Source organism: Thiomonas sp. X19, assembly GCF_900089495.1.
Classification (GTDB): Bacteria; Pseudomonadota; Gammaproteobacteria; order Burkholderiales; family Burkholderiaceae_C; genus Thiomonas_A.
In genome coordinates, this window is the sequence record NZ_LT605203.1 from 2,021,484 (window position 1) to 2,033,979 (window position 12,496).

Annotated in this window: 10 protein-coding genes and 1 tRNA gene; 8 read left to right on the plus strand and 3 right to left on the minus strand. The window is 63.5% G+C overall.

Features of this window, described 5'->3' with window-relative positions; all coding sequences use genetic code 11:
* Window positions 1–4: 4 nt before the first annotated feature.
* Entirely contained in the window at window positions 5–628 is a 624-nt protein-coding gene (mobA, locus tag THIX_RS09560; RefSeq protein ID WP_112486059.1) for a molybdenum cofactor guanylyltransferase MobA, read from the minus strand.
* Between the two features lie 93 nt (window positions 629–721).
* Window positions 722–1,858 (minus strand): GTP 3',8-cyclase MoaA, encoded by a 1,137-nt coding sequence (gene moaA, locus THIX_RS09565; RefSeq protein ID WP_112486060.1) that lies wholly within the window; start codon window positions 1,856–1,858, stop codon window positions 722–724.
* A 211-nt stretch (window positions 1,859–2,069) separates the two neighbouring features.
* Between moaA and THIX_RS09570 the strand changes: the two genes are divergently transcribed.
* Genes THIX_RS09570 through THIX_RS09580 form a run of 3 tightly spaced genes read left to right on the plus strand, consistent with a single transcriptional unit; the run spans window position 2,070 to window position 5,361 of the window.
* The gene (locus tag THIX_RS09570) at window positions 2,070–2,852 is read left to right on the plus strand and encodes an SDR family oxidoreductase (protein ID WP_112486061.1); all 783 of its coding nucleotides are present in this window, start codon (window positions 2,070–2,072) and stop codon (window positions 2,850–2,852) included.
* Between the two features lie 18 nt (window positions 2,853–2,870).
* Complete coding sequence (locus tag THIX_RS09575) at window positions 2,871–3,293, plus strand: thioesterase family protein (protein WP_112486062.1); 423 nt, start codon at window positions 2,871–2,873, stop codon at window positions 3,291–3,293.
* Between the two features lie 46 nt (window positions 3,294–3,339).
* Window positions 3,340–5,361, plus strand: a complete 2,022-nt coding sequence (locus tag THIX_RS09580; protein ID WP_112486063.1) for an acetoacetate--CoA ligase — start codon at window positions 3,340–3,342, stop codon at window positions 5,359–5,361.
* A 76-nt stretch (window positions 5,362–5,437) separates the two neighbouring features.
* Here THIX_RS09580 and THIX_RS09585 read toward each other — a convergent pair whose 3' ends face one another.
* The gene (locus tag THIX_RS09585) at window positions 5,438–6,274 is read right to left on the minus strand and encodes a squalene/phytoene synthase family protein (RefSeq protein WP_112486064.1); all 837 of its coding nucleotides are present in this window, start codon (window positions 6,272–6,274) and stop codon (window positions 5,438–5,440) included.
* Between the two features lie 161 nt (window positions 6,275–6,435).
* On the opposite strand from THIX_RS09585, the gene THIX_RS09590 reads away from it, so the two are divergent.
* The 5 genes from THIX_RS09590 to lon all read left to right on the plus strand — a co-directional run bounded on the left by THIX_RS09590 (window position 6,436) and on the right by lon (window position 12,492).
* Window positions 6,436–6,522, plus strand: a tRNA-Leu gene (locus tag THIX_RS09590).
* A 35-nt stretch (window positions 6,523–6,557) separates the two neighbouring features.
* Complete coding sequence (gene tig, locus THIX_RS09595; protein WP_112486065.1) at window positions 6,558–7,877, plus strand: trigger factor; 1,320 nt, start codon at window positions 6,558–6,560, stop codon at window positions 7,875–7,877.
* Window positions 7,878–8,033: 156 nt separating this feature from the next.
* Window positions 8,034–8,642 carry an ATP-dependent Clp endopeptidase proteolytic subunit ClpP gene (gene clpP, locus THIX_RS09600; protein WP_112486066.1) on the plus strand — a complete coding sequence of 203 codons (609 nt, stop codon included), beginning with the start codon at window positions 8,034–8,036 and terminating at the stop codon, window positions 8,640–8,642.
* A gap of 50 nt (window positions 8,643–8,692) precedes the next feature.
* Window positions 8,693–9,961: an ATP-dependent Clp protease ATP-binding subunit ClpX gene (gene clpX / locus THIX_RS09605; protein ID WP_112486067.1), complete on the plus strand. Its 1,269-nt coding sequence runs from the start codon at window positions 8,693–8,695 to the stop codon at window positions 9,959–9,961.
* Between the two features lie 86 nt (window positions 9,962–10,047).
* Complete coding sequence (gene lon / locus THIX_RS09610; RefSeq protein ID WP_112486068.1) at window positions 10,048–12,492, plus strand: endopeptidase La; 2,445 nt, start codon at window positions 10,048–10,050, stop codon at window positions 12,490–12,492.
* Window positions 12,493–12,496 lie beyond the last annotated feature (4 nt).

A 12,496-nucleotide genomic window follows, 5' to 3' on the forward strand; every position in this document is an offset into this window, starting at 1 on the left:
GGCTTTAGCGGACGGTTGGGGCCGGGGAGGGAGCGGCCTGTTCCAGCGCGCGCAGTTCGGGCAGGGAATTGACGTTCTCGAAATCGCCGGGATGGTCGAAATCGACTTCCACGGTGTGCAGGGTGGCGGTCCAGGCGTCGATCTTGCTGCCGCCGCCATCGAGAAAACACGTCAGGCTTTCCAGCAGATCGGCGCGCAGCAGGCAGAACACGGGCTGGGTGCGTCCGCCCACACGTGCCATCGCCACCTCGGCCGATGCGTCAACCGCGCCTTGCCCCAGGCGCTGAGCCAGGTCGAGCGGGAACAGCGGGCTGTCGCAGGGCACGGTGAGCAGCCAGTGGGTGTCGCAATGCGTCAACCCCGTGGCGAAGCCGGCCAGTGGTCCGGCATAGGCCAGCGGGTCGGCGTCGGGCCAGACCGGCACGCCGAAAGCCTCGTAGGCGGCAAGATTGCGGTTGGCGTTGATCATCACCATGCACACCTGGGCCTGCAGCCGCAGCAGCGCGTGCATGGCCAGTGGCAGGCCGCGAAAGGGTTGCAGGCCCTTGTCGTTGCCACCCATGCGTGAGCCACGCCCGCCAGCAAGAATGAGGCCGGTGATGGCATCCGGTGCAAGGGTTTCAGGCATGGTGGACTCAGGTTGCGGGTGGGTGCATGGGGTTCGCCTGGCGGGCGGGATTTCACGAACGTCAAGACGAGGCACGCCGGCGCCACGGCGCAATCAACCGCCGATATACGACATCTCCACCCGGCGCTCGGCGCGCTGGGTCCGGGCCGCAGCGCTGCCGCGCAACTCGGAATAGCGGTCGTCACGCCGGCTCCACACCTGGGCGATGGCGGCCTGCAAGTCGGCGTCGCTCGCCTGTTGTATGCCTTGTTGCGGGTCGCCGCGCAGCAGGGCGCGCAGGTCGTGGCCGTGGCTGGCGAAGAGGCAAAGGTAGAGCTTGCCTTCCATCGACAAGCGGGCGCGGTTGCAGTCGTGGCAAAAGGCCCGGGTGACGCTGGAGATGGCGCCAATTTCAAGGCTGCCGTCGTCCAGCAGCCAGCGCTCGGCGGTTTCGCCCAGCACGGTGGGGTCGAGCGCGTGCAGCGGGTGGCGCTGGGCAATGCGCGCCAGCAACTCGGCCGAGGGCAGGACCTGATCCATGCGCCAGCCGTTGGTGTTGCCCACGTCCATGAATTCGATGAAGCGCAGCACCACGCCGCTGCCGCGGAAATGCTCGATCATGGGCAGAATCTGGTCGTCGTTCACACCGCGCTGCACCACCATGTTCACCTTCACCGGACGCAGTCCGGCGGTCTGCGCCGCGGCGATGCCTTCCAGCACGGTTTGCAGCGGGAAGTCCATATCGTTCATGCGGCGGAAGACGGCGTCGTCAATGGCGTCCAGGCTCACGGTCACGCGGTGCAAACCGGCCCGCGCCAGTGCTTCGGCCTTGCGCGCGAGGATGGAGGCGTTGGTGGTCATGGTCAGTTCCACCGGCTCGCCGTCCGGCGTGCGGATGGCGGCGAGCATGGCCACCAGGTCCTCCACGCCCTTGCGCAGCAGCGGCTCACCGCCGGTGATGCGCAGTTTGCGCACGCCCAAGCTGACGAACACGCGCGCCAGGCGCTCGATTTCCTCGAAGCGCAGCAGATCGGCGTGGCGCAGGAATTCGTAATGCGCGTCGAACGCCTCTTTCGGCATGCAATAGGTGCAGCGGAAATTGCAGCGATCGGTGATGGAGATGCGCAGATCGTGCAGCGGCCGGCCCAACTTGTCGGCCAGCAGCGCACCGGGCGCGTGGGAGTGCGCGGGAACGGCCGGCACGCTGGAGGCGTAGCGGTGATCGACGATGGGAATGGTTCGCTCGGACATATCGACATTATCGGCAAAGACCGTCTGCCTGGGGGTTGCGGGCGCCATGCCCGCACGCTGCGCGGGCGCTGGGCAGCATCGCGGCGTTGTTGCGACGCGGCATCGCTCGTACTATGGCTGCATGCCGTGGCCGGCGCCGCAAGTGCGGTTCAGGCCTGCCCGTTGACAGAACATTCACAGAACATTCACAGAACATCCACAGAAGAGAGACATGGCATATTCCATCGACTTATCCGGCCGCGTGGCGCTGGTGACCGGCGCCTCCAGCGGCCTTGGCTGGCAGTTTGCCCGCGTGCTGGCGCAAGCTGGCGCCGGCGTGGTCTTGGCGGGGCGGCGCACCGAGCGGCTGAAGGAGTTGCGTGCCCACATCGAGGCCGAGGGCGGCGACGCCCATGTGGTGAAGCTGGACGTGACCGACACCGGCAGCATCGGCGCGGCCGTGGCCCATGCCGAGACCGAGATGGGCAATATCGACATTCTGGTCAACAACTCGGGCATGTCGGTGGCGCGCAAGCTCACCGAGATTTCGCCCGACGATTACGACCGCATGTTCGACACCAACACGCGCGGCGCCTTCTTCGTCGCACAGGAAGTGGCCAAGCGCATGATCGCCCGTTCCAAGGGAGCAGCGCCGGGCACCTGGGCGGGCGGGCGCATCATCAACATCGCTTCCATGGCCGGGTTGCGCGTGCTGCCGCAGATTGGCGTGTACGCCATGAGCAAGGCCGCCGTGGTGCACATGACGCGGGCCATGGCGCTGGAGTGGGGGCGCTACGGCATCAACACCAACGCCATCTGCCCCGGCTACATCGACACCGAGATCAACCACGGCCACTGGGCCACCGAAGCCGGCCAGAAACTCATCGACATGCTGCCGCGCAAGCGTGTGGGCAAACCCGAAGACCTGGACGGCGTGCTGTTGATGCTGGCCAGCGGCCAGAGCCACTTCGTCAACGGCGCGGTGATTGCCGCCGACGACGGCTTCGGCGTCTGAGACCGACACGACCGAGCGATGCATCTCGATCTTCCCGAGCGCAAGCGGCCTGTTTTCGACATCGTCGTTCCCATACGCTGGGGCGATATGGACGCGATGGGCCATGTCAACAACACGGTGTACTTCCGCTACATGGAAATTGCCCGGCTGGACTGGCTGAGCAGCCTGGACATGGGCGCTGCGCCGCAAGGGCAGGGGCCGGTCATCGTCAACGCCTTTTGCAATTTTCACCAGGAACTGCGCCACCCGGGCGATGTGCGGGTCAGCATGTTCGTCGCCAACCCCGGGCGCAGCAGCTTCGACACCTTCTATGAGCTGCGCCGCACCGACGACGCCACGACGCTCTACGCCAGCGGCGGCGCCAAGACGGTGTGGATCGACCATGCCCTGCGCAAAAGCGCGCCGCTGCCCGAGGAACTGCGGCGGCTGATTGCGAGCTGATGAACAGCGGGCCCAAGCCTGCGAAACCCTTGTTGGAGGAGACAGCATGAACGCACCGCTCACGCTCGAGCAAAACCAGCCGCTCTGGCAGCCCAGCCCCGAACGCATCGCCGCGGCGCATGTCACGGCGTTTCGCCAGTTCGTCAACCAGCGCCGCGGCCTGCAACTGGTGGACTACGAAGCCCTGTGGCAATGGTCCATCCACAACCTGGGCGACTTCTGGGGCGCGGTCTGGGATAGCTCCGACGTGAAAGCCGAGCATCGCGGCGAGCGGGTTTACCTGCCGGCCGACAGCATGCCCGACGCCCGTTTCTTCCCCGACGCCCGGCTCAATTTCGCGCAGAACCTGCTGCGCCGCAAGGACGACCTCACCGCCATCCTGTTCTGGGGCGAAGACAAGGTGCGGCGTGAACTGAGCTGGCGGCAACTGCATGCCGAAGTCTCGCGCATGCAGCAATGGCTGGCGGCGCAGGGCGTGGGTCCGGGCGACCGCGTCGCGGCCTATCTGCCCAATCTGCCCGAAGCCATCATCACCATGCTCGCGGCCAGCAGCCTGGGGGCGATGTTCACCTCGGCCTCGCCCGATTTCGGCGCTCAGGGCCTGATCGACCGCTTCGGCCAAGTGCAGCCGAAAGTGCTGGTGGCTTGCGACGGTTATTTCTACGCCGGCAAGACCGTGGACGTGCGCGACAAACTGGCCGAGGCCGTTCCCCGGCTGGAAAGCCTGCAAGCCGTGCTCATCGTGCCCTATGTGGCCCAAGCGCTGGGCGCACGCACCGACTTGGCCGCCATCCCCAAGGCCAGGTTGTGGGCCGAAGCACTGGCGCCCTTTGCCGGCGGCGAGGTGCGCTTCGTGCAACTGCCTTTCGACCACCCGCTCTATATCCTGTATTCCAGCGGCACCACGGGTGTGCCCAAGTGCATCGTGCACCGTGCCGGTGGCGTGCTGCTCAAGCACCTGAGCGAAATGCGCCTGCATGCCGATGTGCACACCGGCGACCGCGTCTTCTACTTCACCACTTGCGGCTGGATGATGTGGAACTGGCTGGTCTCGGCCCTCACGCAAAGCGCGACGCTGTGCCTCTACGACGGCTCGCCATTCGCGGCTGGCGGCAACATCCTGTTCGACTATGCCGACGCGGTCGGCATGACGCATTTCGGCACGTCGGCCAAGTTCATCGAGGCCATGGACAAGGCCGGGCTGGAGCCGATCAAAACCCATCAGCTCAGCGCCTTGCGCAGCGTGTTTTCCACCGGCTCGCCGCTGGTGGCCGAGGGTTTCGACACGGTGTACCAGCGCATCAAGCGCAATGTCTGCCTGAGTTCCATTTCCGGCGGCACCGATCTGGTGAGTTGCTTCACCCTCGGCACCCCGACCCATCCGGTGTGGCGCGGCGAGATCCAGGCAGCCGCCTTGGGCATGGCCGTGGCCGTGTTCGACGAAGACGGCAAGCCCCTGCCCGATGGGCAAAAGGGCGAGCTGGTCTGCACCCAGCCCTTTCCCACCATGCCACTGGGCTTCCTGGTGGACGGCAGCATGGACAAGGGACGCAGCAAATACATGGACGCCTACTTCACCCGCATGCCCGGGGTGTGGCACCACGGCGACTACATCGAGCGCACGGCGCACCATGGCTACATCATCTATGGCCGCTCCGACGCCACGCTCAACCCGGGTGGGGTGCGCATCGGCACGGCGGAAATCTATCGCCAGGTGGAGCAACTGCCAGAGGTGGTGGAGTCCCTGGTCATCGGCCAGAACTGGCCGCCCGGCACCTACAACGACGTGCGCGTGGTGCTGTTCGTCAAGCTGCGCGAGGGCCTGGAGTTGGACGAGGCGCTCATCAACCGCATCAAGCTGGCCATTCGCAACAACACCACGCCACGCCACGTTCCCGCCCGCGTGGTGCAGGTGCACGACATTCCCCGCACCAAGAGCAACAAGATTGTGGAGCTGGCGGTGCGCAATCTGGTGCATGGCGAGCCGGTGAAAAACCTCACCGCCCTGGCCAACCCGGATGCACTGGACGAATACCGCCAGCTCAAGAACGAGTTGGAAGCGTCCTGACTTGGGATCGGCCTGATGGGCGGCCTGATTCGTGGCTTGCTGCCTGGGTTGCAGCCCGATGCAACCCAGGCTGATCTCAGCGCACCGCCCACTTCGCCCGCCACGCCGACCACAGCTTGCGCGTGGGCGTGAGGTCGATGCGTCGCCCCAGCAGGTCGTAGTCTTCGCGCTCCATTTCGCGTAGCAAGGCATGCGCCATCCTGGACAGTGCCACGGCGGGCCGAGCAGCCATGCCCATGCCCTTCGGGCGCAGCGCATCGGCCGTCACCAGCGCGGCCTGGGCGCGTGTGGCGGCGTCGCGCAGCAGCGCGCGCACTTGCGGTGAATCCGTACCGTCCAGCAACTGGCGTGCCTTCACCTCATGCGTGGCCAAGGCGTCCACAGGCAGGAAGATCCAGCCTCGGCGCAGGTCGCGCCCGACGTCGCGCACCAGGTTCACCTGGGCCAGGGCCGCGCCCAGCGCTTGCGCGTAATCGAGCGCCGGGGGGGCGCTCTGCCCAGCGAGCAGGCAGGCGACACGGGCCACCTGGCCGGGTCCGTCGCCGAGGTGGCGCAGCAGTCCCTGCCAGTCCAGCCAGCGGTTTTGCCGCAACACCTCCTCAACCTGCGCCAGCGCCTGCAGCATGGGTTCAGGTGGCACATCAGCCGCTTTCAGTGCCGGTTGCAAGGTCAGCAGCAGGGGGTGATCGGGCCGCCCATCCCGACATTGACCGATCTGCACCTCCCACCAGGCCAGCTTGGCAGCCGCCACCCCAGCGTCCGTCACGCCGTGGGGAATGCTGCGCACGGCCCGCCACCACGCTTGCAGCGCGAGCAGAGGCTGGCGTTGCGCTGGCGGTAGCTGCAGCGTGGCGTAGTACCACGACGTGCCGCGTGGGGCGAAACCCGTTGCGGGTGGATTTTCAGGCTGCATGGGGTCTCATGGCTGTGGGGTGGGTTGCTTCGTGCGGAGGCCCGCGCAGGCCAGAGGATAAAATAGAGCGTTTGCCGATGGCGCAGTGCAGTCTTGCATCCGGCTTGCGATGGCGATGGCCGCAGTTCGCAAGCGTGCAGGCATGTTGCGCCTGGTCCCTTGCGAGGGTGGCGAAATTGGTAGACGCACCAGGTTTAGGTCCTGACGCCTTCACCGGCGTGGGGGTTCGAGTCCCCCCCCTCGCACCACGGCATCCTCATTCTTTTTCACGATCGGAATTCCCATGACAGCCGTAGAAACCCTGGACAAACTGCAACGCCGCATCACCGTTTCGGTGCCCAAGACCGAACTGCAGAGCGAAGTTCTGGCCCGTTTGAAAAACCTGGCTCGTACCGCACGCGTGTCCGGCTTTCGCCCTGGCAAGGTGCCGCTGTCGGTGATGCAAAAGCGCTACGGCCCATCGGTCGAGGCCGAAGTGCTGCAAGACAAGGTGGGCAATGTGTTCTATGAAGCCGTGAATGCCGCGCATGTGCGCGTGGCCGGCATGCCCGCATTCACCCCGCACGAGACGACTGACGCTGCCGAGGCGATTGCTTTCGACGCCGTGTTCGAGGTGTATCCCGATGTGGCCCTGGGCGATCTGAGCAGTCTGGAACTGGAGCGCATCACCAGCAGCGTGGACGAACCCGCCATCGACAAGACGATGGAAATCCTGCGCAAGCAACGCCGCACGTTCCAGGCCCGCGACGAGGCCGACAACGCGGCACGCGACGGCGACCAACTCACCGTGAACTTCATCGGCAAGCTCGACGACGTGGCGTTCCCCGGTGGCAGCGCCGACGACTTCCAGTTCGTGCTGGGTGAAGGCCGCATGTTGCCCGAGTTCGAAACCGCAGCGCGTGGCCAGAAGCCCGGCTCCACGGTCAGCTTCGACCTGCATTTCCCGGAGGACTACCAAGGCCGCGAAGTGGCCGGCAAGACCGCGCAGTTCTCGCTCACTGTGACACGGGTGGAAGCCCCGCAACTGCCCGAGCTGAATGCCGACTTCGCCAAAGCCTTGGGCGTGGCCGACGGCGACATGCAGAAGCTGCGTGACGACATTCGCAAAAACCTGGAACGCGAAATTGCCGCCCGTCTGGCCGCGCGCAACAAGCAGGCGGCGATGGAAGGCTTGCTCAAGGTCAACAGCGTCGACCTGCCGGCCAGCATCGTGAGCAAGGAAATCGAGCAACTCGTGCAATCGGCCCGCCAGGACCTGCAATCGCGTGGCATGAAAGACGTTGAGAAACTGCCGTTGTCACCCGACCTGTTCCGCGAGCAGGCCGAGCGCCGCGTGCGCTTGGGGCTGATCGTGGCCGAACTGGTGAAAGAGCATGAACTGCATGCCAAGCCCGAGCAGGTGCGCGCGCATGTCGAGTCGCTCGCGTCCAGCTACGAAACTCCCCAGGACGTGTTGCGCTGGTACTACGGTGACCCGCAGCGTTTGTCCGAGGTCGAATCCATCGTGATTGAACACAATGTGGCCGATTTCGTCTTCTCCCGGGCGAAGACCACCGACAAGACTCTGAGCTTCGATGAGGTGATGCAGACGCAAGCCGCCTGAGGCAGGCATCCGAGGGGCCGCCCGCCTGCCGTTTGCACGGTGGCCGGGCGGCTTTTTCATGGGGATGTCATGCCTGTGTGGCAGGTTTTCGCGGCAGGGTTCCAAGCACAGTCGGTGCCATGCTAACCTTGCCTCATTCCATTGAAATGCAGATCCATGAGCGCTATCGAAACCCAAAATCTCGGCATGGTTCCCATCGTCATCGAGCAGAGCGGACGGGGTGAACGTGCCTATGACATCTACTCGCGTCTGCTGCGCGAACGGGTGATTTTTCTGGTCGGCCCGGTCAATGACCAGACCGCCAATCTTGTCGTTGCGCAATTGCTGTTTCTGGAGTCGGAAAATCCCGACAAGGACATCTCGCTCTACATCAACTCGCCCGGCGGCTCGGTTTCGGCCGGCCTGGCCATCTACGACACCATGCAGTTCATCAAGCCCGATGTCTCCACGCTGTGCACCGGCATTGCCGCGAGCATGGGCGCCTTCCTGATGGCAGCCGGTGCCAAGGGCAAGCGCTACTCCCTGCCCAATTCCCGCGTGATGATTCACCAGCCCTCGGGTGGCGCGCAGGGGCAGGCTACCGACATCGAAATTCAGGCGCGCGAAATTCTCTACCTGCGCGAGCGGCTCAACGCCATTCTTGCCGAGCGCACCGGGCAGCCGCTGGAGAAAATCGCGCAGGACTCCGAACGCGACTTTTTCATGTCCGCCGAGCAGGCCAAGGACTACGGGCTGCTCGACGAAGTCATTGCCAAGCGCAGCTAAGACGCTCGTTTCAAGGCGCGTCATTCACCCAGTCTTTCAAGCAACCGGCCATGGCTGACAAGAAAACCCCCGCAGGCGAGAAGATTCTGTACTGTTCCTTTTGCGGCAAAAGCCAGCATGAGGTGAAAAAGCTCATTGCGGGTCCTTCGGTCTTCATCTGTGATGAATGCATCGACCTCTGCAACGAGATCATCCGCGACGAGGCCGTCGCATCAGACAAGGCCGAGCGCCTGGCCAAGTCCGACTTGCCCATTCCGCAGGAAATCAAGGACATTCTCGACCAGTACGTCATTGGCCAGGAATCGGCCAAGCGCACCCTTTCGGTGGCTGTCTACAACCACTACAAGCGTCTGCAACACGCGGCCAAGCCGGGCGAAGTGGAACTGGCCAAGAGCAATATCCTGCTCATCGGCCCCACCGGCTCGGGCAAGACCCTGCTGGCGCAGACCCTGGCGAGGGTGCTCAACGTGCCCTTCGTCATTGCGGACGCCACCACGCTGACCGAAGCCGGCTATGTGGGCGAGGACGTCGAGAACATCATTCAGAAGCTGCTGCAGAGTTGCAATTACGAGATCGAGAAGGCGCAGCGCGGCATCGTCTACATCGACGAAATCGACAAGATTTCGCGTAAATCGGAAAACCCATCCATCACCCGCGATGTGTCGGGAGAAGGCGTGCAGCAGGCGCTGCTCAAACTCATCGAGGGCACCATGGCTTCGGTGCCGCCGCAGGGCGGGCGCAAGCATCCGAACCAGGACTTCATCCAGGTCGACACCACCAATATTCTGTTCATTTGCGGCGGGGCTTTCGACGGTTTGGAGAAAATCATCCAGAACCGCTCGGAAAAATCCGGCATCGGTTTTTCCGCCACGGTGCGCACCAAGTCGCAGCAAAGCGTGTCGGAAGCCTTCCGTCAAATCGAACCTGAGGATCTCATCAAGTTCGGTCTGATTCCAGAGTTGGTGGGCCGTTTGCCGGTTGCGGCCACGCTGTCCGAACTCGATGAGGCAGCACTGGTGCAAATCCTGACGGAGCCGCGCAACGCCCTGGTCAAGCAATACCAGAAGTTGTTCGAGATGGATGGGGTCAAGCTGGAATTCCGCCCATCAGCGCTTTCGGCCATTGCCCACAAGGCCCTGCAGCGTCGTACCGGCGCGCGCGGGCTGCGCTCCATCGTCGAGCAGTCCCTGCTGGAAACCATGTTCGAGATTCCCAATCTGAAGGGTGTCACCAGCGTCATGGTGGATGAAAACACCATCAATACCGCCGGAAAGCCGCTCTTGACCTACCAAGACCCTCCCAAGGCTGCGGGAGCCTGAAGCCTTTCCCGCCAGAGCACGCGGGTTGCCTTGTAATCCGGGCTTGATGCCCCATTTGCAGTTCATTCCATTCAAGGGTGCTCCCCATGGCCGAATCCCAGATTCCCGCTTCCCAGGCCGACGTCCAGGCCACATCCGCAGTACCGCTCTTGCCTTTGCGAGACGTGGTCGTGTTCCCGCATATGGTCATCCCGCTGTTCGTGGGCCGGCCCAAGTCCATCAAGGCCTTGGAGTCTGCCATGGAGAGCGGCAAGCAAATCATGCTGGTCGCGCAAAAAACGGCGGCCAAAGACGAACCCAAGCCCGAGGACCTGTTCGACATGGGCTGCATGTCCAGCATTCTGCAAATGCTCAAGCTGCCCGACGGCACGGTGAAGGTGCTGGTGGAGGGAGTGCAGCGCGCCAAGGCCAGTCAGGTCGAAGACAACGGCGACTTTTTCATCTGTGAAGTCGAGTTGGTCGAGGCTGCTTCCGAAGTCTCGGCCGAGTCCGAGGCGTTGCGTCGTGCCGTGGTCACGCAGTTCGACCAATACGTCAAGCTGAACAAGAAAATCCCGCCGGAAATTCTCACCTCCATTTCCGGTATCGACGATCCTGGTCGTCTGGCCGACACCATCGCCGCCCACCTGCCGCTCAAGCTCGAGCACAAGCAACAGGTGCTGGAGTTTGCCGATATTCACGCCCGCCTGGAGAACCTGCTGGAGCAGCTCGAGCGCGAGGTCGACATTCTGCAAGTTGAAAAACGCATCCGTGGCCGCGTCAAGCGTCAGATGGAGAAAAGCCAGCGTGAGTACTACTTGAACGAGCAGGTCAAGGCCATCCAGAAGGAGCTCGGCGAGGGCGAAGAAGGCGCCGATATCGAGGAGCTGGAGAAGAAGATCAAGGCCGCGCACATGCCCAAGGAAGCGCGCAAGAAGGCCGACGCCGAGTTGAAGAAGTTGAAACTCATGTCGCCCATGTCGGCCGAGGCCACCGTGGTGCGCAACTACCTCGACGTGCTGGTCAATCTGCCATGGGCGAAGAAATCCAAGATCAAGCACGATCTTGCCTTCGCCGAGCAGGTGCTGGACGAGGACCATTATGGCCTGGAGCGCGTCAAGGAACGCATCCTGGAATACCTCGCCGTGCAGCAGCGCGTGGAGAAGGTCAAGGCGCCCATCCTCTGCCTCGTCGGCCCGCCCGGAGTTGGCAAGACCTCGCTCGGACAGTCGGTGGCGCGTGCCACGGGCCGCAAGTTCGTGCGCATGGCCCTTGGCGGCGTGCGCGACGAAGCCGAGATCCGCGGCCATCGCCGCACCTACATCGGCTCGATGCCTGGCAAGATCCTGCAAAGCCTGAACAAGGTGGGGGTGCGCAACCCCCTGTTCCTGCTTGACGAGGTGGACAAACTCGGCATGGACTTCCGCGGCGACCCGTCTTCAGCCCTGCTGGAGGTGCTTGACCCTGAGCAGAACCACACGTTCAGCGACCATTATGTCGAGGTCGATTTCGACCTGTCCGACGTGATGTTCGTCGCCACCAGCAATTCGCTCAACATTCCGCCGGCTCTGCTCGACCGCATGGAGGTCATCCGCCTGTCGGGTTACACCGAGGATGAGAAAGTCAATATCGCCCAGCGCTATCTGTTGCCCAAGCAGATGAAGAACAACGGCGTCAAAGACAACGAACTGGACGTGACGGAAGACGCCATTCGCGGCATCGTGCGCTACTACACCCGCGAGGCCGGCGTGCGTTCCTTGGAGCGCGAAATCTCCAAGATCTGCCGCAAGGCCGTGAAGGGGCAGGTGCTGAAGAAGTACGACGGCAAGGTGACCGTCACGGCTGACAATTTGAATGACTTCCTGTCGGTGCGGCGCTTCAATTTCGGCCTTGCAGGGCGTGAGAATCAGGTCGGCCAGGTCGTCGGATTGGCATGGACCGAGGTCGGCGGCGAGTTGCTCACCGTCGAAGCCACGAAAATGCCTGGCAAGGGTGTGATCACGCGTACTGGATCGCTCGGCGACGTGATGAAGGAGTCGGTGGAGGCTGCGCGTACGGTCGTACGCGTTCGCGCCAAGCGCCTGGGTATCAAGGACGAGGCCTTCGAGAAGAGCGATCTTCACGTTCACGTTCCTGAAGGGGCGACGCCGAAGGATGGTCCCAGCGCCGGCGTGGCCATGACCACAGCCATCGTCTCGGCGCTCACTGGCATCCCGGTGCGTGCCGATGTGGCGATGACCGGGGAAATCACGCTGCGCGGCGAGGTGCTTGAAATTGGCGGCTTGAAGGAAAAGCTGCTGGCGGCGCATCGAGGGGGCATCAAGACTGTGCTGATTCCCGAGGAAAACGTGAAAGACCTGCAGGAGTTCCCGGAGAACATCAAGAACAGCCTGGAGATCATTCCCGTCAAATGGATTGACAAAGTGCTGGAGTTAGCCTTGGAGCGTGCACCCCAACCATTGCCGGAGGAGCCACCTGCAGTTTCGGCCCCAGCGCCGGCAGCGACCAATGTCGAGCCCGTGACCGCAGTCGACGGGACAATGCGACATTGAGTTG

What these genes read in the sequence shown, in the direction of transcription:
- mobA (WP_112486059.1), bottom strand. Translation starts at nt 628, where the DNA reads ATGCCTGAAACCCTTGCACCGGATGCCATCACCGGCCTCATTCTTGCT.
- moaA (WP_112486060.1), bottom strand. Translation starts at nt 1,858, where the DNA reads ATGTCCGAGCGAACCATTCCCATCGTCGATCACCGCTACGCCTCCAGC.
- THIX_RS09570 (WP_112486061.1), top strand. Translation starts at nt 2,070, where the DNA reads ATGGCATATTCCATCGACTTATCCGGCCGCGTGGCGCTGGTGACCGGC.
- THIX_RS09575 (WP_112486062.1), top strand. Translation starts at nt 2,871, where the DNA reads ATGCATCTCGATCTTCCCGAGCGCAAGCGGCCTGTTTTCGACATCGTC.
- THIX_RS09580 (WP_112486063.1), top strand. Translation starts at nt 3,340, where the DNA reads ATGAACGCACCGCTCACGCTCGAGCAAAACCAGCCGCTCTGGCAGCCC.
- THIX_RS09585 (WP_112486064.1), bottom strand. Translation starts at nt 6,274, where the DNA reads ATGCAGCCTGAAAATCCACCCGCAACGGGTTTCGCCCCACGCGGCACG.
- tig (WP_112486065.1), top strand. Translation starts at nt 6,558, where the DNA reads ATGACAGCCGTAGAAACCCTGGACAAACTGCAACGCCGCATCACCGTT.
- clpP (WP_112486066.1), top strand. Translation starts at nt 8,034, where the DNA reads ATGAGCGCTATCGAAACCCAAAATCTCGGCATGGTTCCCATCGTCATC.
- clpX (WP_112486067.1), top strand. Translation starts at nt 8,693, where the DNA reads ATGGCTGACAAGAAAACCCCCGCAGGCGAGAAGATTCTGTACTGTTCC.
- lon (WP_112486068.1), top strand. Translation starts at nt 10,048, where the DNA reads ATGGCCGAATCCCAGATTCCCGCTTCCCAGGCCGACGTCCAGGCCACA.